This window comes from Nonomuraea sp. NPDC004186 (assembly GCF_053603495.1).
In genome coordinates this window covers 14,536-37,998 of record NZ_JBSGFQ010000115.1, presented here as the reverse complement: position 1 = coordinate 37,998, position 23,463 = coordinate 14,536, and the positions used below count along the sequence as shown (strand labels likewise).

The window sequence follows — 23,463 nt, the reverse complement described above, 5'->3', positions numbered from 1 at the left end:
TCGGGGTTGCGCTCCGGGTCGAGCGAGTACAGCGCGCACAGGTACGGCGGCAGGGTCGCGTGTTCCAGCTCGATCGCCCACTGCAGGTGCTCGCGCAGGCTTTCGAGGGTGTCGATCCGGGTTCGCTGGGGTTCCAGGTGTTTCATCGGTGTCCTGACTCGGTTGTGGGAAGAAGGGCGTGTCACGCGACGTGATCGCCGGGCCGGGAGCCGTCCTCCAGTGCCTCGACCGCGTCGAGCAGGCCCCGCAGGCCGATCTCCTCGCGCTCGGCGTCCGTCGGGTCGAACAGCCACTCGGTGACCGACAGCTCGGCGACCTCCTCCGGATGGCTCGCCTCGATCAGGGTCACCTCCGTCTCGACCTCGATCTGGAGCTCGTACAGGAAGTCGTCCTCGCTGTTGGGAGCGCTCATCTTTCCTCCATGCGTTACTTGCCGAGCCAGTCGAGGTAGTGGATGGTGCCGAGGATCGCGTCCTCACCGGGCACCAGCGTCCGCTCGCCCGGCACGCTGCCGTAGTAACGGGCCTGCGGGTCGGCGACCACCGTGCGCGGGTCGCCCCAGGCGGCCAGGGCATCGCGGAAGAACTCGTCCATCCGGACGTCGTCGGGGCCGCCCACCTCGACCCGGCCGTTCAGCGGCTGCCCCACCGCGACCCGGCCGACCGCCTGGGCGACCTCCTCACCCGCGATGGGCTGGAACCGCACCGGCGCGATCCGCACCGTGTCGCCGTCCGTGGCCTCCTCCGCGATGGCCCGTACGAACTCGAAGAACTGCGTCGCGTGCACGAGCGAGAACGGGATCCCCGACTTCTCGATCAACTGCTCCTGAGCGATCTTCGCCGCGAAATAGCCGTTCTCGGGCATCCGTTCCGTGCCCACCACCGACAGCGCGACATGATGACCGACCCCGGCCACCGCCTCCGCGGCCAGCAGGTTGCCCGTGGAGGTCTCGAAGAACTCCATCACCGCCGCGGGCTCGAACGACGGCGAGTTCGACACGTCCACCACCACCTGCGCACCCGCCAACACCTCCGCCAACCCCTCACCGGTCAGCGTGTTGACACCGGTGCTCGGCGCCGCCGCCACCGCCTCGTGACCGTGCTCCCCCAGCATGGCCACCACCTTCGACCCGATCAGACCGGTCCCGCCGACCACGACGACCTTCATGGCGCACCCTCTCTGTCCCGCCGGGGCACCCGTGTGCCAGCCGGTCGTCAGCTAAGACAGGGCAGCCTCCGGGCTTGTGACAGCAGCCGCCGAAATTCCTTCGACCTCAGTGCTGGACCGTCGGCGCGGCCATCGCGGCGCATCCCGGCATCGACATGCTCTTCACCAACGGCGGCCAGGTCTGCGGTGCGTGGCCGCGGATACTGGTTCCGGCGTCGCGCCAGGAGGAGGCGGTGGAGCTCGCGGTGGCGTACGTCGTCGGCTGCGTACCGGCCAGGTGGACGTCAACGGCGCCGGCTGGAATGTGCTCGCGCCGTTCGGCGGTTACAAGCAGTCGGGCAACGGCCGCGAGTTCGGCCGCCACGGCCTCGAGGAGTATCTCGAGACCAAGTCCATCCAGAGCTGACCAGCGGAGATCTCCCGGTACTGTTACCTGCCGCGGGCTGTCCTCGCTGCTCGAGGGGTAGGCGGTAGGTGGCAGTCGAGGGGCAGGGGGAGATGGCGGTGGCCGGTCTGGAGCAGGCGGCGGCGGTGTTCGCCGGGGTGCGACCACGCCTGTTCGGGATCGCGTACCGGATGCTCGCCAGCGTCACCGAAGCCGAAGACCTGGTCCAGGACGTCTGGCTGCGCTGGCAGGCCTACGACCGCGCCAAGGTCGACGACCCCGCCGCGTTCCTGGCCACCACGACCACCCGGCTGGCGATCAACGCCACCCAGTCCGCCCGCGTCCGCCGCGAAACCTACCTCGGCCCCTGGCTGCCCGAACCCGTCGACACCGCCGCCGACCCCTACCTCGGCGCCGAACGCGCCGAAGCCCTGGAGTTCGCCGTCCTGCTCCTCCTGGAACGCCTCTCCCCCACCGAACGCGCCGCCTACGTGCTACGAGAGGCGTTCGACTACCCCTACCGGCAGATCGCCGACATCCTCGAACTCAACGAACCCGCCGTACGCCAGCTCGTCAGCAGAGCCCGCAAACGCGTCCTCATCACCCGCCGCACCCCCGTCACCCAAGCCGAACAACGCCGCCTCCTCACCGCCTTCGTCGCCGCCGCCCGCTCCGGCGACATGACCGCTCTCGAAGAGCTCTTCGCCGCCGACGTGATCAGCTACTCCGACGGCGGCGGAGCCGTCCGCGCCTCCCGCTTCCCTGTGGTGGGCGCGGAGCGGGTGGCGAAGTACGTGAGGGCGTTCGCGAGCCGGTTCTGGGCCGGGGTCGAGGTGGCCTGGGCGAGCACGAACGGCCAGACCGCAGCGCTGCTGAGCCGCGACGGACAGGTGTTCACGGTCCTCACCGTCAACGCCTCGGACCAGGGCATCGACCAGGTGCTGTGGATGATGAACCCCGCCAAGCTCACCGCCATGTCCACCGCCGCCGAAGGTCACGACTCGCCGGAGGTGGACAGCAGCGGGCCCTGACGACGCCTCCCGGCGGCCGCGGTCGTGATCGAGACGGCGACCAGCAGCACACAGAGGGCCGTGATCGCCGCGACCACGGCGGCCACCCCGATCCAGGGCGCCGCGAGCGGCAGCAGCAGGACGGCGGCGACGCAGCTCAGGACCGCGGCGGGATAGATGACGGGCTCGGCGGCGACCAGCGCGTGCGCGGCCCACAGCAGCGCGAGATACACACCGACCGGGATGGCGACCGCGTAGCCGAGTGCCTGCGGCGACGCCGCGACCGCGTGCCCGCTCTGCTCCACCCCCACCTCCAGCCCGGCGCCGAGGGACGCCAGCGCCGCGAAGATGCCGTAGTGGCCGTACCCCCACAGGTACGAGCGATGCCGGCGGTCACTGAGCCCCTCCCCCGCCTCGATGAGGAAGTACAGCCACCAGAGCGCGAACAGCAGCACGAGCCCGCAACCGGCGATGACGACGAAGGCTCCCCTGATCTGGCCCGCTTCGAGCGCTCCCTCGACTCCCCTGCTCGCGGCCAGCACGCTCTCACCGAGCAGAATGATCGTGAACAGACCGTAGCGCTCGGCGATGTGGTGCGGGTGCCAGGTGGTGGGCCTGGCCCGTTCCGCCCACCGCGGCACCGAGAGTTCCAGTACGTCCAGGAGGACAAGGACCAGCAGTCCGACGAAGGAGGGCAGCAGGCCCAGCTCCGCGAACAGGTAGCGCAGCGCCCAGCCCGCCGTCACGAGGCTGATCCCGGCGGCGTAGCGCAGCGCGGTGCGGCGGCCGGCCGGGTCTTCGAGACCGGCTCGCAGCCATTGGGCGACGAGCCCGACCCTCATGATGACGTAGCCGAGGGTGATGATGCCGTAGTCGGAGTGACTGAACGCGGCGGGCACGCCGGCGGCGAGGGTCAGCACGCCGGCCATCTGCACCATCGTCAGCAGCCGGTAGGCGACATCGTCGGTGTCGTAGGACGAGGCGAACCAGGTGAAGTTCATCCACGCCCACCAGATCGCGAAGAACACCTGGAGGAACGGGACCAGTGCGGCGAGGCCGTGACCGTCGGCGAGGTTGTGCGCGAGCTGGGCGGTGACGGCGGCGACCGCGACCACGAAGGTGAGGTCGAACAGCAGCTCGAGCTGGCTCGAAGCGCGGTGCGGCTCGTCGATGGGGCGGGCGCTCATCCGGACCCGAAGGCGGATGGTGGTGCCGGTGGGTGGCAAGGTCTCGCTCCTGTCGCTGCGCAACGTCCGGTCCGTCTGTAAGACAGGGCGGCGGCCCGGTCTGTGACAACTGGGCGCGACAGCGTCGACCTGGCCACCGGCGCCTGCGACTCGCCCCACCCGCGCTCACGGCTGTCGGCCGGCACTCGCACCAGGCCGACCCGGATCGGATCACTGAGCGCGGCCATCACCTCGGTCAGGCCGATCTCGCCCAGCCGGCAAGCATCGTGGGGCCGACATGGGAAACGACCGATCGAACAATCACGCGGTCAATCGACCGGGCTGATCCTTTTGGCAGGGTGGGTGTCAGTCGGCCCACCTACGTCGTACGCCGCCTCGCCACACCTCCTCGATGGCCCGGGACGCCGTGATGTCCGTGGTCGGGTCGCCGTTCACGAGCAGCAGGTCCGCCCGGAGGCCAGGGGCGATGCGGCCCCGGTCCGTCAGGCCGAAGAGGCGGGCCGTGGTGCCGGTGGCCGCCGCCAGCGCCTGCTCCGCCGTCCAGCCCGCCTCCGTCAGCAGCAGCAGCTCGTGGTGCAGGCCCGCCCCGTGCACCGGCCCGAACGGGGTGCAGTCCGTGCCCGCCAGCACCGGCACCCCCGCCCGCCGCAGGGCCGCGGCCGCGTGCGAGGCGTTGATGGCGCCCTGGGAGTGCATGGGGATGTCCGCCCACTCCCGGCCGAACGTGGCCTTCGAGCGGTCCGACATGCGCACGGCGATCCGCGGGTCGCGCAGCAGTTCCCGGCCGTTCGGGTCGCCGGTGACGGCCTCGATGTAGGTGATCGTGCTGATCACGAACGCGTCGTACGCGGCGATCCTGGCCGCCATCTCCTCGGCCTGCTCCTCGTTCACGTCGGAGTACAGGTGCGCGAGCCCGTCGGCGCCCGCGTCCAAGGCGATGAGCGCCTCCCTGGCGGTGACCGTGTGTGCGATGACCCGCAGGCCGGCGGCGTGCCCGGCCTCGACCAGGACGGCGGCGAGCTCGGGGCTGAGGGCGGGCAGCCGCATCCCGGACGACCCGCCGTCGTCGATGGCGATCTTGAGGTAGTCGACGCCTTCGGCCAGCCGGGCCTCCACGAACGCCTTGGCCTCGCCCGAGTCGGCCACCGTGTCGAGGGTGCGGTCCGTGCCGAGGGCCTTGAGCACGTCCGCGGTCATGATCTGGGTCGGGTGCCCGTGCGGGGCGGTGGCGATCATGCTGGAGCTGCGGATGTCGGCCACGTCGTCGCGTTCGGCGGCCTGGCGGCGCTGGGCGGCGAGGAGCGGCGGCAGGTTGTTCATGTCGAGCTCGGTGGTGACGCCGAACGTCAGCGCCTCGGCCAGGTCGCCCTCGAAGGCGTGCGTGTGCGCGTCGATCAGGCCCGGCAGCAGGGTCTTCCCGGCGCCGTCGATCACGGCGTCCACGTGGCCGGCGACCTCGCCGCCGATGGCGACCGCGCCGATGCGGTCGCCGTCGATCACCACGTCGGCCGCCGGCACGGTCCGCTCGCCGTCGAAGACCCGGACACCACGAATCAGGGTACGCATATTTCTCCCCCAGATAATTCGACATCTAACTAGATCTGCCCCGAATAGTACGACCTCGAACTACCAGAGAGCAAGCACGCGAACGGCCCGCGCCCAAGAGGACGCGGGCCGTACAGAATCACGACCTCAGTGCGAGAACGCCTGGAACTCGGCCGCCCTCACCTGCTCCCGCTGCGGGCTGGCCGTGGCGCAGTCCGTCGCGGAGTTCGGATCCTGGTCCTGCTCACCGGCGTACAGCGGATTGCCGGTGCACTGCGTGCTGAGCACCCGGAACATCAGATGCGTGGCACTCGTGGCCCGCACGTCGAACGACTTGAAGATCATGTCGGCGCCCCGGGGACGCGGCAGCCCCGACTTGAAGGCGTCCGAGGGGCTGGTGTAGATCTTCGTGAAGTTCGCCGGGTCGGTGCAGCCCGAACCGCAGGCCAGCACCTCGAACGAGCGCACGCTGGAGAAGCGGTTCTGCCCGCCCGGGTCGGCCGCGTCGTTGACGTTGGGCCGCAGCATCGCGCTCACCTGCACGCGGCGGACCTTGACCGGCGCGTCGCCCGCCAGGTCCACCACGACCGACTTGCCGGCGGGCGCGCCGGTGAGCGAGGCCCAGTTCGTGGCCTCGGTCTCGTCGATCAGCTTGGCCTGGTTGACGCCGTCGCCCGTGGCCGTCGCGCCGCCCGCCGCCGAGGCGAGGTTGCGGGTCAGCGGCAGCGGGAGCGGCAACTGCACGCCGCCCACCACCACGAACTTCAGCCGCGTGTGCCCGAACCCGTTGCCCGCCACGATGAACGAGTACACGCCGGGCGTCATCTCCACCGTGTCGCCCAGCGGCGTCGCCGGGTCGGTGTCGGCGACCGGGACCGCGCGGCCCTCATAGTCGCCCACATACAGCCGCAGCGCCGCACCCTTCGCCTCACCCAGCGGCTTGAGCTGCAGCGAGCCGTTCTTGCCCGCGGGGTTGACGAAGCTCGGCGTCGGGTCCGCGTCGTTCGCGCCGGTGCTGGCCGCGCCCTTGCCCAGGCCGTGCTCGGCGAACGCGCGCCACATGATGTCCTGGTTCTTGCCGCCGAACCGCATCGCGTCGGCCGCCAGCAGCGCGTCGCGGTGGTCGACGTAGCTGACCGCGCCCGAGGCCATCAGCAGCAGGGCGTCGAACGACAGCTGCGCCCAGCGCCGGTTGCCCGGGCACCGCTCGACCGGCGTCTGCCCGTCCGCGCAGGCCCGCTGCTGCCTGGCCGTGCCGTCGCCGTACCGCTTGACGAACGCCGCGCGCACGTCGAACTGGGTCGCCGACCAGATCTCGCCGTCCGCGTGCACCTGCTGGCCGACGATGTCGTACGCGACGTCGCTGTAGTTCAGCGGCGACTTGGACATGTCGTAGTTCCTGATGCCGCGTTCCTTGTCCCCGGTCACGTAGCCGCCGGTCACGTACGGGGTCAGGCCCGAGGGGCGGAAGCCGTACTCGAAGAGATGCTCCATCGCGAACAGGTCGGAGGTGCTCTCGTTCATGGCCCCGGCCTGGGCGCCGCTCCAGCCGGCGTTCGGGCCGCCGATCATGCGGCCGGAGATCGCGTGCGTGTATTCGTGGCCGATGACCGACATGTCGTAGTCGCCGTCCACGCAGGGCGAGTAGAACGAGCCGGCGATCGGCTGCCACAGGTACATGTTCGTGATCGGCGCGAGCCCGTCAGGGCCGGTGATCTGGTTGGCGTTGTCGCGCACGGACAGCACCCGCGCGCCGGCCTGCGCGTTCCCCTGCTCGGCGTCGCCGCCGAGGCCGCCGCGGGCGCCGTTGTCCGCCTGCATGTTCCAGGCCGTCTCGGTGAAGCCGAGCCGGTACGACCAGTCGTGCATCCTGTTGTGCATCGCGTTCAGGTTGGCGATGGCGGCTTCCAGGTCGGCCTCGCCGGCCTGGTCGAACACCGCCGGGTCGCACTTGGACTCGTGCCAGGTGTTCTTCCACGGGAAGAGGTAGTTCCTGCTCGGGGTGAGCACGTTGGTGCGGGTCCCGACGGAGAACGGGTCGCCGTTCGCCCGGTTCTCGGTCGTCTTGGTCGCGTTGCCGGCGCTGGTGTTCGTCGAGGCGTCCGTGGCGTGGTCGACGTCCCACGCCTTGCCGGTCGCCGGGTCGCCGCCGGTCACGTAGTCGCAGCCGGGGCCCGCCGCGAAGCACCAGGTCTGGCGGGTGTCACGGGAGGAGTAGTCGTCGCGCGGGTTAGCCGGGAAGGCCTTCCAGCGCGGATTCTCGGGGTCGAAGTGGTCGACCAGGTTCTCCCGTACGAGGATGGCGCCGCTGACGGCGTCCACGTGCGTCGTGTACCCCGCCGCCTCGCCGCTCGAGCCACCGATCAGGACCACCTGGTACGCGCTGTGCACCCCGTCGGGAGCGGGCACCGCCACCGGCGTGGCCTGCTTGGTGGCCGCCGTGGCCAGGTCGATGCCGCCGTCCCTGGCCGCGATCTCCAGCGCCTGCTGCGCGGTGATCGTCGCGGCCGGCGGCGCCTCCGTCTCGCGGGACAGCGAGGAGGTGACGTGCCTGATCTGGCCGTTCACCACGCCGATCGCGACGAGGCCGTCCACGCCGGCCGGCAGGTCGCCGAAGCGCTGGCGCAGCAGCACGGCGTGACCCGCTCCGACGGGGTTGACCGCGACCCGCTCCAGCGCGTCCACCGCCTGCGCGGACAGGCCGAAGACGGCGGGGTTGTTCTTGAGGTACGTGCGGGCGGCCTGCTCGGGATCGGACCCGAGCCCTTCGGCCAGCGGTTCGGCGCTGGTGACGGCCGCGGGGGTGCCGAGAGCGTTCCAGCGGATCTCGGCCGCCGTCCCGGCGCTGCGGGCGTTCAGTCCGGCGGGCGGGGCGACCCTGCCCTGCCGGTTGTCCACGTCCGGCCTGCCGTGCTCTTCGGCCTGGAAGTCATGGATGGGGGCCTGCCCGCCGGGTTCGCCCCGGGCGGGCCCTGCGAGGGGTAGTGCCGACGCGGCGAGCGCGACGGCGACGAGTGCACTGCGTAACCAGGACAACGGTTCCCTCCTGCGTCTCAGGGATGCGCGGATTGCACGCATCCCGCAAGAGGTAACACCGAGTCCGGGGGCTGGCAAGATCTCAGTGCGGGACCGGTGGCCGGCGCCTCGGCGGACCATAGAGCCGTTCTCAAAACGACGCCCTTACATGGCATGAGGGGTTGAGCCCGCCGTGCCCGGCGCAGTTCCCGCACTGATCATTCAACCTGTCGTCGTGGACCCGCCGCAACCGGATTTACCGGCTCGCGAACAGCGACGCGTACACCGGCCGCCCGTGCTCGGTGACCACCTGACCGGCCAGCCCGTCGCCGGTCACGGTGGACAGCCGCAGGTCGAGGTAGCGCTCCTCCTCGACCATGCGCACGTCACCGGCCGGCGCGGGCAGCCAGGAGGCCACCTCTGCCTGACGGGCGACCCGGTCGCGCGCCAGCTCCGCGCGCAGCTCCGCCAGGCTGCCCGCCTCGTACGGCTCCGCGTCGGCCCGCTCGGGCTCGGCCCGCCAGGCGGCGACCCCGTACGCGAAGCAGACCAGCGCCATCCACATCTCGGCGAAGTACACCGGATCGGGCGCCAGCTCCAGCCCCGCGAACCTGTCGCCCACGAAGAACAGCGCGCCGAGCTGGCCCGGCAGCAGCTCCAGCCGGCTCTGGAACTGGGTCAGCGTCGCCCGCTTGCGCGACAGGATCTGCTCCAGGTGCCCGCGCGACGGCAGCCCGCACGCGGCGTTGAGCTCGGAGATGTCCGGCCACAGCTTGGCGTAGTCGTGGTGCCCGCGCAGCTCCAGCGCCTTGGCCCGCAGCTCCACCGGCAGCACGAAGAACCACTGGTCGCGGCCCTCCAGGTAACCGCCCTGGCCGGCCTGGACGCAGCAGGCGTCGTCGAACCGCCTCGTCTGCCCGGCGCCCATCAGCGCCGCGGAGCACAGGGCGTGGTTCTGGGCGGCGTCCTGGATGTAGCCGATGTGCAGCGGCACGATCGCCACACCCTCGCGGGCGCCGTTGAGCAGCTCGACCCGGCCGTACCCGACGACCCGCTCGAGCTTCAGCCCGGAGCGGGGCGGCACGATGCCGGGCCGCTCGGGGCCCCAGATCGGCACCATGGTCAGCGCCCCGGCGCGCTGCGGCGCGCCCGCGCGGTAGCCGCGCAGGTCGAGCGGCGCGGGCAGGAGCGTCTCGAGTGCGGTCATGTGCGTCCTCCTTCCAGTCGGCTCAGCATGGCCGTACGGATCCAGTCACGGCCGGGCGCGCAGTGGCCGAACAGCCACGGCAGCAGCCCGGCGAAGTCGTCCTGATGCCAGAACGGCCGGCGCGGCAGCAGCGGCGCCGGGTCGCGCAGGGTCAGGTCGTCGCCGGCGGTGAACGTGGCCTGGCAGAGCACCACCGGAGTGGTGACGCCCGCGCGGGGCAGCGTGGCCGCCACCCTGGCCAGGTCGCCCGGCAGGACGTTCTCGTAGCCGTCGGTCACGATCACCACCAGGTCGGGGCGGGTGTCCAGGGCGTCGAGCAGCCGGGTCGCCAGGTCGGTCGCGCCATCGACGGTCTCGCCCGCCGTGAGGCGCTCGCGGACCTCGGGGGCCTCGGCGGTCTCGGCGGTCTCGATCATCGTGAGGCGCTCGCAAACCTCACCCGTTTCGCCCGCCGTGAGGCGCTCGCGGACCTCGAGGGCCTCGGCGGTCTCGATCACCGTGAGGCGCTCGCAGACCTCGGCCAGGACCAGCCTCAGCGCCGCGGCCTGCGACATGACCGCCCACTCGCGATCGCCGTACCCGCGCATGGAGCCCGACGTGTCGAGCACCACGGCCACGTGGCCGGCCAGGCGCGGCAGCCCGCGCGTCGCCTCGGCCACGTAGCCCGCCAGCGCGGGCCGCAGCTCGGCGGCCGGCCCACCCCGGTAGAGGTGCACCAGCGTCGCGGCGATGTCGCCCCGGTTGGTCGGCGTGACGATAGGCGGGCGCTCCCCGACCTGGTCGAGCGGCGCCGGCGGCTCCTGCGGGGCCTCCGCGCCGTACGTGCCGGGCGCGTAGAGCGCGCGCACCCGCCCGATCGCCACGGCCGGGTCGGAGGTGAAGCGCAGCAGGCTCCTGCGCAGCCGGCCGGACCCGGTGTCGCCCTCCGCGATCAGGCGGGCGCACCCGCGCGCGGTCGCCTTACCAAGCGCGTGCTCGAAGCAGTCGACCAGCGCCGGCCTGCGCGCCTCGATGAGCGCGTCGGCCTCCGGGTGCTCCAGGACGAACGCGACGACGGCCCGCGTGGCGTGCTTGTGGTTGACGCGCAGCCGCCGCAGCGCCAGGAGCGCGGTGACGGCGTACGCCGGCGGCAGGCCGAACATGAGCGCCCTCGTGACCTTGGCCAGGGTCGCGCGGGTGTGCTCGTCCAGGCCGTCCTGCGAGGCGGCCAGCGTGCACAGCAGCACGCGGGCCCGCTGCCAGGGGAGCACACCGGGCACCAGCGCCAGCAGCGCGTATCCCTCGGGGTCGCTCAGCCGGGCACTGCGGTGGAGCTCCGCGTCGTCCCAGGCCAGATCGCCGCCCCTGGACAGGACCAAAGGGGCGTCGTGCGTCCTGAAATGCTGGAGAAGAGTCGGAGTGTCCACGAGATCGAGATTAAGGAATCCGACCCGCCGGGCGACACTTATTTTTGCCGGGTACGTTTCTTCCCGGCCTTCCCGGCCGGAGAGATATGCGCGGACGCGTCAAGTGCTTTTTCGCAGACCGCCAATTCCGCGTCGGTGTAGGCCAGCAAATAGACGGTTTCGACCTGCCGGGGACGGCCGTCGGTCAGGTGAGCGACAATGGCCGTCAGCATGCTCTGGACCGTGGACTCGACGTCGGCCGCCGCCTCACCGGTCCCGAAGATGGGAAACACGATCGAACCGGCCCGCCGCCCGCCATCGGCGATCTCCTCGGCCCGCAGGAACACGTTGCGCACGCACGTTCCCAGATTGTCCACCCGGCGGTACCCGACGCCGGCGGCCCCGTGGACGGCGGCGGCGTGCACGATGCCCATGACGCCGTTGCGCTCGGCGAGCTGGTGCGCCCCGGTCACGATGGCGGTCCCGGGCTCCACGGGCACGTTGGCGCCCACCCGCCGGCCGAGCTCGTCGGCCACGCAGTCCTCGACCACCCGCTCGGTCAGGGGATCGCGCCGCGCGCCCTCGTACCGGATGACGGCGGAGATCGACCGCTCGTGGAACCTGGACATCTGCATGTCGGTGTTCTCGGAGTTCACCCAGACGTCCACGTCCTTGACGTTGCGCAGGTCGCCGGTGATGAGCACGAGCCGCCGCGAGGGCCGGCCGTGGACCGTGTATTCGTACGTCCGCGTCTCCTCGATGGGCTGCGGCTGCCGCATTTTCGCGTGCGTGTCGATCTTCTCCCGCAGTGCGCGGATCTCCTTCCGGTATTCGTCCGCCCGGCCCGCGGTGCGCAGGGAACGCAGCCCGTACCACCAGATGAACGCCCACAGCCCGACGGCGCCCGTCATGGTGGCACCCTTGATCTCGGCGGAGAATTGGCTCTGCGGGAAGAATGAGAACAGGAGCGTGACGGGAAAGAGCGCGAGCAGGGTCCAGGAGATCATGTGCACCCGCTCGTTTCCGCCGTCCGGCGCGCGCCACTGCCAGGCGAAGGCACCGAGACCAAGGACAAGACTGAACACCGCCGTAAGCAGAACAACGGGATCGGCCTTCATTCGCTCTCCCATCCGAAAAAAACGGGACGCGATTATCAGGCTAATACGTCAGCGAAGTTGACGGGGGTAGGTGGGCCGAGAACCACCCACCCGTTGCCCAACTGGATGGTGGGCCTGCTGACACCCACCCCGACCACAAAGGACCTCGCTCCGCTCGGACCGCCCTTCCAGCGGCGCGCCTGACGGCGCACACGAACCCACCCGTTGACCTCCGAAGCGGTGGGCCGCCCGATGCCCACCCCGGACCGGGTGCCTTCCGAGCCAGGTCGGCCGATGGCACGTCGTTTATTTGCCAACCGGATGTAACTGTGCCAGTACGGCTGCACGCTGCCGATCACGCTGCCGGCCGGGGCGGTCGTGCAGGTGGTGTCGCCCTCTCGCCTGGGCCGACCAGCGCTCGCAGCAGGACGATGAAATCGTCGTCGCCGTCAGAACCACATCATGGGCCCGCCATCTGACGGATCCAGCGCGGTGAGTGACGAGGCCAGCCTGCTCGTCAGGTCGGCGATCACCAGCTCGGTCAGAGTGCCGGGGAAGGTGTGCCGGTCGAATTCGACGTCCCAGACCATCGTCCACCGGTCGGGGTCCGGATCGCGGGTGTCCCACCAGATGGTCTCGCGGCCTTCGGTGTTCGCGCACCACAGCAGCCCTCCCGGTGCGGGGTGCACGGCCATCGCCTCGTCTTCCTCCCAGTCGAGATATTCGACCTGCTCTTCGTGCTGCTGCTGGAGGTCCTCCGGATGTCCGATCGTGATGCCGTTGATCCCGATCGCCCCGTACACCTCGAACAACCGCTTGTAGTCGCTCGGAAGCCGCAATCCGAGTGACCGCTCGATGGCGGGCCAGTCGTAGGTGTGGCCACCGGTCCGCGGCTCTCCGATGATCGTCGCCAACTGCGCCAGCGCGTCTCGCGGCGCCTCCCCGGCAGGCGTGGCGGAGGGGGCGGGATCGATGCCCGGCGGGAACAGCATGCGCGGACGCGGCACCGCCGACAGCGACAGCACCGGCAGATCCAGCCGCCCGTCCAGCCACCGGTCGAGAAACCCTGTGGCGCTGTACGGCAACCGCTGCCACCCCAGGCCGTCGGCATCGACCAGCACCACCGGCCACTCGGCCGGCTCGCCGCTGACAGGAAGCCACCAGCATGTCTCACCCCCGTCGAACGCACCCCACAACCGCAACCCGCCGGCCTCGGGCGCGATCGGTGACGGGACCACCCGCAGGCCCGCCGCCCGCCGCGAACGCAACCGCTCGCTCACCACGGCCCCCTCCGCTTTGAGGTCGAAGCCCTCCGGCGCGCCCGGAGCGAGCAGCCGCAGCACGCCGGCCAGTCGCCCCACGCCGTACTCGCCGACCAGCGCGGCATAGTCCTCGGGCACCCCCGTGGTCGCCTCGACCCTCGCCGCCTGCGCGGCGACCTCGAGAGCGAGCGGCACTCCCGGGAAGGAGACCCTCTCCGGCACATCCGCCAGCACGAGTGGGGCGAACTTCCAGGCGTACGGAGGCGACATCGCGGGCAGCGCTTCCCCCAAGTCCAGGCTGCCACTCACCCGCGCAGCGAGCACCTCCGTCATGGATGCGTCCACCAGTTGCCACGTCTCATCCCGCCAACGCTGGGTGAAGACCCTGGTCGGCCAGTTGTTCGGATCCGCGGAGACCGAGGTGTCCCAGAAGTAGTACTCGCTTCCGCGCGACTCACCCCATACCAGGAGTCCACCGGGTTCGGGATGAAAGGCGAACGGGTGAGACGGCGGATCACCGGCGCGGATGCTGCGCTGCAGCCCCTGCCGCTGGTCGAGTTGGCGGAAGTAGCCGCCGAGCTCGGAGTGATGGGGCATGACGATCCAGATCCACTCCCCGACCAGCACGGGTCCGTACCGCTCTGCGAACTGTTTGTAGTCGCCGGGAAGCCGGAGTCCGAGCCACCGTTCAATGCCGGGCCAGTCGATGGGAAAGGCGGCAGGGGGCGGCGGGCCGATGACGGCGGCCAGGGCGGCAAGATCCATGCCTGGATTGTGCTGCACCGTCCTCGGTCGGGGTGGCGAGAGGAGGACCTTGAGAGATCGATAAGTGAGCTCGGCGAGGCTGCAGGGCGACGCGGTTGAGGCTGTGACCACTGAAGAACGAGCAGGGCGGCCGGATCGCATTGAGCGGCGCGGGGGTCTTCTATGCCGGCAGCACCGACGTGCGGGCCGCCAAGTCGGTCGAGGCGGTCTCCAACATCTCCGTCGGCGAGTTCGTCTGCCGGTACGGCCGGTCCTCCAACGTCCGGCACTGGGGCCCCGACGTCGACAGTGTCTCGGTGACCTGCACGTTCTCCCCGTTCCCGTATGCGACCGAGCGGCTGGTGGGAACCGACAACGACGTCGGCATCGGCGGCGACAGCGGTGGCGGGCGGCATCGAGGTCTCCGGCGTCATGGTGGGCGTCGCCGAGCGAGTGGAGCGCCCCCGCCTTCGAAGGTCCTGGCCCCGAGCTCACGGAACAGCCCCAGCGCCCGCTCGTTGCACGTGACGGCCTGGACGAAGCGGCCGAGGCGGCGGTGGATGTAGCCGAGACTGTCACAGGTCGTTGCATGCCCCTGACGGTCGGCGATCTCCTCGGGGCCTGGTGGCAATGGACGAGAGCCCGCTGAACCTCGCCCAGGTGGGTGCGGTGCCAGCCGGTGGCGTGTTGAGCCCGGCGGCCTCAAGCGAATCAGCCCTCAGGATTGTCGGGCTTTCGGGGCGCGTTCCTTGGTGGCCGCCGTGCGGCGTGGATTCGGTGGCTCAGGCCTGTCGGGGGGAGCGGATCAGTAGGGTGGCCAGTGCTTCCTCTGGGCCGACGGTGCTGTAGACGTGTGGGACGTCGGCCTGCCAGGAGATGTGCTCGCCTGGCGCAGCCAGCAGGGGGGCGTCCGCCGGGCCGGCGCGCAGCACGCCCGCGTAGACCGTGACGTGTTCGGTCACGCCTGGAGCGTGGGGTGGCGAGTGTTGCACGATGCCGGGGCGGACGCGCATGCGCAGCAACTCGAACGTCGCGGTCGGCTCCTCGAAGACCTCCAGCAGTGTGGCCGTCACGGCGGCGCCGGGCACGTGGACGGCCTCTGCGGGCGATGCGCCGGGCTCCAGAACCAGGGCCGTCAACGGTACGCCCAAGGCTCCCGCCACCGCGTAGAGCGTCTCCAGCGTCGGGTTGCGGGTGCCCAGTTCCAGGCCGGACAGGGTGGCCTTGCCGATGCCGGCGCTGCGGGCCAGCGCCGACAGGGAGATGCCACGGGCCTCCCGCAATCGCCGCAGCCGGCTCCCGATATCCGTCTCACGGCCGTCCACCCGGCAATCCTTGCATTCCGCCGCCGGGCTTGTCCCGCGGTGACCACGTGGTTATGGTTCGTTCCGTAAACGGAACGATTGGGAGTCTGGCGACACTAAGGGGTGGGCGTGCGGGTGCAGGCCGTCATGGCGGGGCTGGTCAGCGCGGTGGTCGGCTACGCCAGTTCGTTCACCGTCGTGCTCGCCGGGCTGCGCGCCGTCGGGGCGACGCCGGGGCAGGCCGCGTCCGGGCTGCTCGCCCTCTGCTGCGGCGTCGGGGCGGCGGCGCTCTTCCTCGGGCTGCGATACCGCATGCCGATCAGCATCGCCTGGTCGACCCCCGGCGCGGCGCTGCTGGTGGCGACCGGTCCCGTGCCCGGCGGTTTCCCGGCCGCAGTCGGCGCGTTCATCGTCTGCGCCGGGCTCATCGTCCTGGCCGGCCTGTCGCCCTGGCGGTCGCCGCCATCCCGCGTCCGATCGCCGGTGCCATGCTGGCGGGCGTCATCCTCAGCCTGTGCACCGCACCGGTCCGCGCCGTCGTCGACATCCCGCTGCTGGCCGTGCCCGTCGTCCTGACCTGGGCGGTGTTACAGCGGTACCTGCGGCAGTGGGCGGTTCCGGGTGCGCTGGTCGTGGCGGTCATCGCCATCGCGGTGCACGGACCCGGCAACGGCCTGTCCGGCGCGGCGCTGCGGCCCGCGGTCGAGCTGACCACCCCGACACTGAACCCGTCCGTAGTGGTGAGCATCGCCATCCCGCTGTTTCTCGTCACCATGGCAGCGCAGAACGTCCCCGGTATGGCGGTCATGGCGACGTACGGGTACGTGCCGCCCCTGCGTCCGGTCCTCGTCGCGACCGGCCTGGCGAGCGCGGCGGCGGCGCCGTTCGGCGGTCACGCCGTCAACCTGGCCGCGATCACCGCAGCGCTGACCGCCGGCCCGGACACCCACCCTGACCCCGGCCGCCGGTGGATCGCGACGGTGGCCCTCGGCGCCGGGCAGCTGACGCTCGGCCTCGGCGCCGGGCTGGCCATGGCTCTGGTGCTGCTGTCCCCACCCGTGCTGGTCACCGCGGTGGCCGGCCTCGCGTTGCTGTCGGCGCTCGGCTCGTCGCTGGCCGGCGCGGTGACCGAGCCGGAGGGACGGGAGGCCGCGGTGGTCACTTTCGTGGTCACCGCGTCGGGGATGACGATCCTGAGCATCGGCGCGGCGTTCTGGGGCCTGGTCGCGGGCGGCCTCACCGCACTCCTGCTGCACAGGCGACGACCGTTGGAACAGCAATCGCCATCCACCGTTCAAACCGGGGCGGAACGTCCCGAGAGCCGGGTGGCTGGTATGCCGGCCGATCGGCCGTCGTAGGGGAAAGGCCGGCCGCAAATGATCGATGACTGCCGTAGCTCACCGAACACATCAAGAAGCGACGCCGACGCGCTCGGTGATGGCCCGGGAGACGACAACGATGCGTTCGCGTCCCTCGTGCCGTAGCCGGACCTGGTCGCCGGCTCGGACGACGTGCGCGGGCTTGACCCGTACGCCGTTGACCCGGACGTGACCGTCTCGACAGGCGTCGGACGCGATCGAACGAGTCCTGGTGAGCCGCACCGACCAGATCCGGCTGTCCACCCGCGCCAGGGCCGATGCCGACCCCGCAACGGTACTCAACGTCTCCCTGACGTGTCCCCCGGGTCAGATCACCAGGGCGTCGTGCAGACTGCCCGGCTGCCGGGGACTCCGGCCGGGGCACCGCAGGCGCGGAACTTCAGGTTCGGGTCGCTCGACGTACGCGCGGCCGGCGTTATGACGATCTCGCCGTCCCAGCGCGCCTCGAACGGCCCGCAGTACCCCCAGGTCCTGCCGCCGTCGGTGGTCACGTCCAGCGTGACCCAGTCACCCTTCTTGGCCCCGGAGAGCTGGGCCCAGCCGTGCTGGATGCCCTGGATGTAGCCGGACATGACGTTGAACTGGGGACGCCCGTTCGCGCCGCCCCACCGCACCATCCGTACGGACTGCGGGTTGTTTCCGGTGTAGTGCCACCAGCCGCCGCAGTCGATCGGCCCTGCCGCCGCCCGTATCCCCGTCGTCCCCGCCGTCGTCCCCGTGGTCGTCGCCGCCCCCGCCGCGGCCGGGGCGGTCAGGAGCGCCCCCATGACGACGGCCGCCGAAGCCACGACCAGGCCGAGTTGCCTTCCACGCATGTGTTTTCCCCTCCGTGTCGAACCGGGTCCCCCTTACACGGACACGTTAGGAAACGGACCTGTCGTGGCGCTGTCGTGGCGTTGTCGTCGCGCTTTCGCCGGGCCCGGCGGTCCCCGGGATCGGGGTGCCGGATGAGCAGGTTCCGGTCAGGTGTGGCGTCGCGCTGTCGCCAGCCGCGCCCGCCCGCCCCCGGATGGGGTGCCGGATGAGCAGGTTCCGGTCAGGTGTGGCGTCGCGCATTCGCCGCGCCCGGCCGCCCCCGGATCGGGTGCCGGATGGGCAAGGGCCGGTCAGGTGTGGCGGAGGCCTTCGATCCAGCCTGATTCGGCGGCGATGCGGACGGCGTCGGTCCTGTTGCGGGCGCCGGTCTTGGTGATGGCGCTGGAGATGTAGTTGCGGACCGTCGCGGCCGACAGGTGGAGTTCGGCGGCGATCTCGCCGGTGCCGGCGCCCGAACCGACCAGGCCGAGCACGGCCACCTCCCGTTCGGTGAGCGGGGTCACCGTGGCGCTCATCGCGGCCAGGGCCAGGGAGGCGTCGATCACCCGCTCGCCCTGGGAGACCCGGCGGATGCTCTCGGCCAGCCGCTCCGTGGGGGCGTCCTTGAGCAGGAATCCGCTCGCTCCCGCTTCCATTGCCCGCTTCAGCAGCCCGGCGCTGGCGAGGCCGGTGAGGATGAGCACGCGGCAGTCCGGCATCGCCGGTCTGAGACGGCGGGTGGCCTCGACGCCGTCGACGCCCGGCATCTCGATGTCGATGACGGCCACATCCGGGTTGCAGGCGAGAGCGCGCGGGACGACCTTGTCGCCTCGGTCGGCCTCGGCCACGACCTGGATGTCGCCCGTGAGGTTCAGCAGAGCTGTCAGGGCTCCCCTGACGACGCCGTGGTCTTCTGCGAGCAGGACGCGAATCACCGGTGACCACTCTCCCGATCGTGTACGGCGGGCAGGCACACCCGCACCTGGAACACGCCTTCCCCGGTGGCGCCCGCCTCCAGGGATCCGCCCAGTTTCTCCACCCGCCGGCGCAGCCCGGCGAGCCCCGAACCGGGTTGATGGCCCGTTTCGCGGCGAGTGCCGTCGTTGCGCACCAGCAGTTGAACGCGTCCGTCGACCTCGTCCAGCTCGATCAGGCAGTGCCGGGCGTCGCTGTGCCTGACGATGTTCGTGGCCGCCTCGCGTACTGTCCAGCCGAGTACGCCGCCGGTCTCCTTGTCGATCTCCTTGAAGCCCAGACGCAGGTCGCAGCTCGCGCCGGTGAGCTCGATCAGCGCGGCGGCCGCCGTCAGCTCCGCGCCCAGGTCGAGCGAGCGTTTGGCCTCCACGACGTCGCCGATCTCCGCGCGCGCCTCGCCGGCGATGGCGATCGTCCCCTCCAGCTCGGCGGCGGCCTGCCTGCGGTCCACGTCGACCAGGGCCAGGGCCAGCTCCGTCTTCAGGGTGATCGACGCCAGCGTCTGGCCGAGCAGGTCGTGCAGCTGCCCCGCCAGCCGCAGCCGGTCCTGGTCCACGGCCATCTCGGCCAGCGCGACCCGCAGCTCGCGCAGCTCCCGGACGAATCTCGCGTAGTGCACGATGCCCGCGGCGACCACCGAGGCGACGAGCACTCCGGCGCTCCGCTGCGCCGCGGAGGACGCCACGGGGGCCCACTCGACGAGCGTCAGCGGGTACTCGGCGGCGGCCACCACCAAGAGCACGATGACGCCGTACCGGAAGGGCAGCAGGAGCAGCCCGGCGGTGGCGACGACGAGCGGCGTGTAGATCCACACCGATCCCTGGAACGGGATCGCCCCGTAGACGACGACGGCGAACAGCAGGAAGGTCCGCGCCCGGTGCGGCCCCTGGCTCGTGCCCGCGATGTGCCGGGCGACGATCCTGGCGTACACCACGAGCAGCCCTCCGAGCAGCACGAGCGCCATCAGGGCCCGGCCCGGATCGCCGTTGAGCAGGAAGGCGAGCGGGGTGAGCCCCCACAGCGCCCCGGTGACCGCGACGACGGCCGTCGTCAACCACCTGACCTGCGCCTCGCTGTCCTGGGCCACCGGCGGACTCCCACATGTCCGGATGCATCATGATTTCGTACTGATCGTGACGCCTTCCTGGCCCGCGAATCAACTACCGGCGGCCGCCGATCCCTCGTTCAGCCACCCGTTCGCCCGCGCGATGCGCACGGCGTCCTCGTCGCTGCGGGCGCCCGTCTTCAGGCGGGCGGCGGCGAGGTAGTTCCTGATCGTGTGGATCGACAGCCCCAAGGTGCTCCGCAGGTCGCTGCCCCGCCCACCGGCCGCGACGGCCGACAGCACGGCGATCTCCCGCGTGGTCAGCGGATTGGTGTCGATCTCCTGCTCGCCGCCGTCGGCGGCCACGTCGAAGTCGATGTAACGTTCGCCCCTGGCCACCACCCGGATGGCGTCGGTGAGCCGGTGGGCGGGCGCGTCCTTGACCAGGAAGCCGCGCACCCCCGCGGCCATGGCCCGCTCGAAGTTACCGGGCGTGCCGACACTGGTGAGAATGAGCACCGGGGGCGGCTGTTCCAGCTCCTTGATCAGGCCCGCCGCCTCCAGGCCGTCGATGCCCGGCAGCCCGATGTCCAGCAGCGCCACGTCCGGCTTGGAGCCGACGACGGCGGGCACGATCTCGTCGCCCCTGGACACCTCCTCGACCACGCGGATGTCCCGCTCCTCCGACAGGAGGGCGATCAGGGCACCTCTGATGAGGTCGTGGTCCTCCGCGATCAGAACTTTGATCATCTCCGGTCTCCTGTAGCAGAGGTGAGTGCGGCCGCCGGGAGGCGGCCAGGAACGTCCAGCGACAGCGTGAACCAGCCGTCTTCGGTGTGCCGTCCGCAGCTCCCGCCCACCTGCGCGAGCCGCTCGTCGAGCCCGGCCAGGCCGCTCCCGCCCACGGTCGCCTCGGCGTCCGCCGCTCCGGCGGCGATCGAGTCGCTGTCCGGGCGCACGCCGTCGTTGGCGACGGTCACCGTGATGCGGTCGCCGTCGGTCTCGACCCCGAGCAGGCAGACCGTGGCGTCGCTGTGGCGCAGCAGGTTGGTGGCCGCCTCGCGCACCGCCCAGGCCAGCGCCACGCGGACCTCCGGCGGCAGCGAGGGCGGCAGTTCGGCGAAGTCGCATCGGACGCCGGCGGTCTCCAGCACCCGGCGCACCCCGCTCAGCTCCCTCTCCAGCGACATCTCGCGGTAGCCCTTGACCACCGCCCGCACGTCGTGCAGCGAGCGACTGGCGATGTCGTGGATCTCCGTCAGCTCGCGGCGCAGCCGCCCGATCTCCTCGGGCGGGATCCGTGTGCCCAGCTCGGTCCGCATGGCGATGACCGAGAGGTTGTGCCCCAGCACATCGTGCAGCTCACGGGCGAACCTGAGCCGCTCCTCGGTGATGGCGAGCTTGGCGGCCTCCTCGCGGGTGCGCTGCAACTCGGCGAGCAAGGTCGCGAAGATGGTCAGGCCCGCGAGCGCGCCGGCCGTGAGCAGGTTCTGCAGGGAACCGAAGAGCACCCAGCTCAGGTCCTGCGAGGCCGGCAGGACCAGGCCGGCGGCCAGCGAGGCGAAGAACCCCAGCGCCGCCCACCGGCCCCGCAGCGTGACCGCGAACGCGAGCGGAAGCATGAACCCGACGCTCAGCCAGGTGGGCCCGGCGGCGAACGGCACGGCGAGGGCCGCCACGCACATCACGGCCAGCACCGCGAGATCCCACCGCGAACCCCGGTCGAGCACGGCCCGCACCGCCAGCCACAGGTAGCAGCCGGTGAGGCCGATGATGAGGACGACCGCGGTCACGACCCTGACGGAGGAGTAGGCGCCGAGCGCCTCCGCGAGCGGCACGGCGGCGAAGGCCGCCATGCCGGCGAGGAAGACCCCGGCCGTGGCGCGGGCCAGCCGTACGATGCCCGGCCCGACGCCCCTCAGCCTCTGCGAGGCTCCCACTTGAACCACCTCTTCGCGGCGAGCAATGAGAGGACGAGCCAGGCGGCCAGGACGAGCCACCCCGGCCACATGACCAGGAAGCCCTCCAGGATCCCCACCTTGGGGGGCACGCCGGCCCCGGCGTGTCCCACGTAGTCCCGCCCGAGATAGGCGGTGCTGACCCCCTCGGCCACCCGCCCGAACGGGAGGAAGGAGGACACGATCCGCAACCAGCCGGGGAACGCCGAGACGGGGTAGGCGAACCCGGACAGGCCGATGGCGAGCAGCAGGAACGGCAGGCTCACCACGACCGTGGAGCCCTGCGCGGGAATCCTGCCGCTCACCGCGACGGCCATCGCGGCGAACACCGCGAGCCCGAGGAGCACCGTGACCACCAGCAGGGCGGGATTGGCCGGCAGCTCGACACCGTGCATCACCCTGGCCAGGCCGACGATCAGCACGAGCTGCAGCAGGCCGATCGACAGCACGGTGAGGATCTCCCCGCCGAAGATGGCGAGGTCGGGCAGCTCCGTCCCGCGCAGCCGCTTGAGTATCAGCAGTTGCCGCCGCACGACGAAGGACTCCACCAGGGTCATGAAGCCCAGGTTGGCGATGCCCATCACGATGACGCCGGTCATGATGGCGACATCGACCGGCGCCCCGTCCCTGGTCCCGCCCGGCAGCATCAGCGGCATCAGCCCGCCGAACACGACGGGGAAGAACAGGGCGACGCCGACCGACACCGGCGTGCGCCAGAACAGCGTCTGGGTCAGCCGGAAGTGCGCGAGCGTGTAGGCGGTCACGTCCTGGCCTCCTCCCCGCGCGCGCCGGCGATGTCGAGGAAGACCTCTTCGAGCGTCGCCTGCCGGACGTCCAGACCGCTGAGCCGTACGCCACGAACATGCGCCCACCCGAGCACGGAGTGCGCCACCGACTCGGGCTCGGCGGTGAGGATCACGCACCGCCGCCCGGTCACGGTGAGCGCGTCCTGCTCGCCCACCGGCAGCCCGTCGAGGGCGGTGTCCTCGGGCAGCTCGAAGGCGACCCGGCCCGAGCCCCGGCCCAGCACCTCCGCCATCGTGCCCTGGGTGACGATGGCGCCCTTGTCCATGATGGCCACCCGGCCGGCGAGCTCCTGGGCCTCCTCCAGGTAGTGCGTGGTGAGCAGCACCGTCATCCCGCCGGCCGCGAGATCCCTGACCAGGTCCCGGACCCGGTGGCGGGCCTCGGGGTCGAGCCCCGTGGTCGGTTCGTCGAGGAACAGCAGGTCGGGGCTTCCGAGCGTGGCCAGCGCGATGTCGAGCTTGCGCCGCTCGCCGCCGGACATCCGCTTGACCCGGGTCCGGGCCTGGCCGGACAGCCCCACCAGCTCCAGCGCCTCGGCCACGGGTCTGGCGCCGGTGGTGAACCTGCTCCAGGCGGCCACCGTCTCGGCCGCCGACAGGTCGCCGAACAGGCCGGACTCCTGCAGCACCAGGCCGATCCTGGCGCGCGGGGCGCGGTGTCCCGCCGGGTCCTCGCCGAACACCCGCACCGTGCCCTCGGTGGGCCTGAGGTAGCCCTCCAGGATCTCGATCGTGGTGGTCTTGCCCGCGCCGTTCGTGCCGAGGAGGGCGAACACCTCCCCCTCGCGTACGTCGAAGGAGATGCCGTCCACGGCCGTGAACTGCCCGTAGCGTTTACCAAGTCCGGAGACCTCGATCACCGTCTCGCTCACCGCGTGTCGCCGAAGCAGACCGAATTGCACAGGGCGGTGCCGATCGAGCTGGCCGTGCCGTCCGTCGTGAACGCGACAGAGCCGCCGGCCGACTCCAGCTCGCTGATGTCGAACTCGCCCTGCGGCTGGGGCGGCAGCGGCGGCGTGGGCACCCCCTCGGGGTAGACGATGCCGTACTGGCTCAGCAGGGGCCTGGGGTCGCCGTCATAGCGGCCCCGCAGCCCGCCGTCCTGCCACGCCGCCGCCACCAGCCGGGCGAACTTCCTGCGGTCCTCGTCCCCGAAGACGTACATGCTCTCAGCCATCAGAGGTCTCCTAGTCTGTG

At 71.2% G+C, this 23,463-nt stretch carries 23 protein-coding genes and 1 pseudogene; 4 read left to right on the top strand and 20 right to left on the bottom strand.

The genetic code is table 11. The annotated features are described in order from the left end of the window. The 3 genes from ACWEPL_RS52945 to ACWEPL_RS52935 form a co-directional block, all read right to left on the bottom strand. A partial coding sequence (locus tag ACWEPL_RS52945) for a ferritin-like domain-containing protein (RefSeq protein WP_452440954.1) occupies positions 1-146 on the bottom strand: 146 nt, incomplete at its 3' end. A gap of 35 nt (positions 147-181) precedes the next feature. After that, the gene (locus tag ACWEPL_RS52940) at positions 182-412 is read right to left on the bottom strand and encodes a hypothetical protein (RefSeq protein WP_452440953.1); all 231 of its coding nucleotides are present in this window, start codon (positions 410-412) and stop codon (positions 182-184) included. 14 nt (positions 413-426) lie between these two features. Next, positions 427-1,167, bottom strand: coding sequence for an SDR family oxidoreductase (locus tag ACWEPL_RS52935; protein ID WP_452440952.1), 741 nt, complete (start codon positions 1,165-1,167; stop codon positions 427-429). Positions 1,168-1,243: 76 nt separating this feature from the next. Here ACWEPL_RS52935 and ACWEPL_RS52930 point away from each other — a divergent pair, with 76 nt between their 5' ends. Both ACWEPL_RS52930 and ACWEPL_RS52925 read left to right on the top strand, forming a co-directional pair. Continuing rightward, positions 1,244-1,573 (top strand): aldehyde dehydrogenase family protein, encoded by a 330-nt coding sequence (locus ACWEPL_RS52930; RefSeq protein WP_452440951.1) that lies wholly within the window; start codon positions 1,244-1,246, stop codon positions 1,571-1,573. Between the two features lie 68 nt (positions 1,574-1,641). Beyond that, a complete protein-coding gene (locus ACWEPL_RS52925) occupies positions 1,642-2,583 on the top strand; it encodes an RNA polymerase sigma-70 factor (protein ID WP_452440949.1) in 942 nt (313 codons plus the stop codon). On the opposite strand, the gene ACWEPL_RS52920 is transcribed toward ACWEPL_RS52925, so the two are convergent. The 7 genes from ACWEPL_RS52920 to ACWEPL_RS52890 all read right to left on the bottom strand — a co-directional run bounded on the left by ACWEPL_RS52920 (position 2,547) and on the right by ACWEPL_RS52890 (position 14,025). After that, positions 2,547-3,788, bottom strand: a complete 1,242-nt coding sequence (locus ACWEPL_RS52920; protein WP_452440947.1) for a low temperature requirement protein A — start codon at positions 3,786-3,788, stop codon at positions 2,547-2,549. The two genes, ACWEPL_RS52925 and ACWEPL_RS52920, sit on opposite strands and share 37 nt — an antisense overlap. A 306-nt stretch (positions 3,789-4,094) precedes the next feature. After that, complete coding sequence (locus tag ACWEPL_RS52915; protein WP_452440946.1) at positions 4,095-5,315, bottom strand: amidohydrolase family protein; 1,221 nt, start codon at positions 5,313-5,315, stop codon at positions 4,095-4,097. Between the two features lie 126 nt (positions 5,316-5,441). Next, a complete protein-coding gene (locus ACWEPL_RS52910; protein ID WP_452440945.1) occupies positions 5,442-8,330 on the bottom strand; it encodes a M36 family metallopeptidase in 2,889 nt (962 codons plus the stop codon). A gap of 235 nt (positions 8,331-8,565) precedes the next feature. Next, the gene (locus ACWEPL_RS52905) at positions 8,566-9,516 is read right to left on the bottom strand and encodes an ARPP-1 family domain-containing protein (protein ID WP_452440943.1); all 951 of its coding nucleotides are present in this window, start codon (positions 9,514-9,516) and stop codon (positions 8,566-8,568) included. Then, positions 9,513-10,922: a hypothetical protein gene (locus ACWEPL_RS52900; RefSeq protein WP_452440942.1), complete on the bottom strand. Its 1,410-nt coding sequence runs from the start codon at positions 10,920-10,922 to the stop codon at positions 9,513-9,515. Before ACWEPL_RS52900 ends, ACWEPL_RS52905 begins: the two co-directional genes overlap by 4 nt. Before the next feature lie 38 nt (positions 10,923-10,960). Beyond that, positions 10,961-11,986: a macro domain-containing protein gene (locus ACWEPL_RS52895; RefSeq protein ID WP_452440941.1), complete on the bottom strand. Its 1,026-nt coding sequence runs from the start codon at positions 11,984-11,986 to the stop codon at positions 10,961-10,963. 461 nt (positions 11,987-12,447) lie between these two features. Continuing rightward, positions 12,448-14,025 carry an SMI1/KNR4 family protein gene (locus ACWEPL_RS52890; protein WP_452440939.1) on the bottom strand — a complete coding sequence of 526 codons (1,578 nt, stop codon included), beginning with the start codon at positions 14,023-14,025 and terminating at the stop codon, positions 12,448-12,450. A gap of 140 nt (positions 14,026-14,165) precedes the next feature. On the opposite strand from ACWEPL_RS52890, the gene ACWEPL_RS52885 reads away from it, so the two are divergent. After that, positions 14,166-14,570 (top strand): hypothetical protein, encoded by a 405-nt coding sequence (locus ACWEPL_RS52885; protein ID WP_452440938.1) that lies wholly within the window; start codon positions 14,166-14,168, stop codon positions 14,568-14,570. 216 nt (positions 14,571-14,786) lie between these two features. Here the strand turns inward: ACWEPL_RS52885 and ACWEPL_RS52880 are convergent, their stop codons facing one another. Then, the gene (locus tag ACWEPL_RS52880; RefSeq protein WP_452440936.1) at positions 14,787-15,329 is read right to left on the bottom strand and encodes a helix-turn-helix domain-containing protein; all 543 of its coding nucleotides are present in this window, start codon (positions 15,327-15,329) and stop codon (positions 14,787-14,789) included. Positions 15,330-15,455: 126 nt separating this feature from the next. On the opposite strand from ACWEPL_RS52880, the pseudogene ACWEPL_RS52875 reads away from it, so the two are divergent. Further along, positions 15,456-16,666: pseudogene (locus ACWEPL_RS52875) on the top strand (benzoate/H(+) symporter BenE family transporter). Between the two features lie 51 nt (positions 16,667-16,717). Here the strand turns inward: ACWEPL_RS52875 and ACWEPL_RS52870 are convergent. The 9 genes from ACWEPL_RS52870 to ACWEPL_RS52830 form a co-directional block, all read right to left on the bottom strand. Continuing rightward, positions 16,718-16,969, bottom strand: coding sequence for a S4 domain-containing protein (locus ACWEPL_RS52870; RefSeq protein WP_452440934.1), 252 nt, complete (start codon positions 16,967-16,969; stop codon positions 16,718-16,720). 29 nt (positions 16,970-16,998) lie between these two features. Next, positions 16,999-17,502 carry a hypothetical protein gene (locus ACWEPL_RS52865; protein WP_452440933.1) on the bottom strand — a complete coding sequence of 168 codons (504 nt, stop codon included), beginning with the start codon at positions 17,500-17,502 and terminating at the stop codon, positions 16,999-17,001. A gap of 291 nt (positions 17,503-17,793) precedes the next feature. After that, entirely contained in the window at positions 17,794-18,417 is a 624-nt protein-coding gene (locus tag ACWEPL_RS52860) for a response regulator transcription factor (protein WP_350736963.1), read from the bottom strand. Then, complete coding sequence (locus ACWEPL_RS52855; protein WP_452440932.1) at positions 18,414-19,544, bottom strand: sensor histidine kinase; 1,131 nt, start codon at positions 19,542-19,544, stop codon at positions 18,414-18,416. The genes ACWEPL_RS52860 and ACWEPL_RS52855 overlap by 4 nt, the downstream gene beginning before the upstream one ends. Positions 19,545-19,613: 69 nt before the next feature. Continuing rightward, positions 19,614-20,252 carry a response regulator transcription factor gene (locus ACWEPL_RS52850; RefSeq protein WP_355201267.1) on the bottom strand — a complete coding sequence of 213 codons (639 nt, stop codon included), beginning with the start codon at positions 20,250-20,252 and terminating at the stop codon, positions 19,614-19,616. Then, positions 20,249-21,442, bottom strand: a complete 1,194-nt coding sequence (locus ACWEPL_RS52845; RefSeq protein ID WP_363966949.1) for a sensor histidine kinase — start codon at positions 21,440-21,442, stop codon at positions 20,249-20,251. Before ACWEPL_RS52845 ends, ACWEPL_RS52850 begins: the two co-directional genes overlap by 4 nt. Further along, the gene (locus tag ACWEPL_RS52840) at positions 21,421-22,224 is read right to left on the bottom strand and encodes an ABC transporter permease (RefSeq protein ID WP_363966951.1); all 804 of its coding nucleotides are present in this window, start codon (positions 22,222-22,224) and stop codon (positions 21,421-21,423) included. The genes ACWEPL_RS52845 and ACWEPL_RS52840 overlap by 22 nt, the downstream gene beginning before the upstream one ends. Beyond that, positions 22,221-23,138 (bottom strand): ABC transporter ATP-binding protein, encoded by a 918-nt coding sequence (locus ACWEPL_RS52835; RefSeq protein WP_452440930.1) that lies wholly within the window; start codon positions 23,136-23,138, stop codon positions 22,221-22,223. The genes ACWEPL_RS52840 and ACWEPL_RS52835 overlap by 4 nt, the downstream gene beginning before the upstream one ends. After that, positions 23,135-23,443, bottom strand: coding sequence for a hypothetical protein (locus ACWEPL_RS52830; RefSeq protein WP_363966953.1), 309 nt, complete (start codon positions 23,441-23,443; stop codon positions 23,135-23,137). The genes ACWEPL_RS52835 and ACWEPL_RS52830 overlap by 4 nt, the downstream gene beginning before the upstream one ends. Between the last annotated feature and the right edge of the window lie 20 nt (positions 23,444-23,463).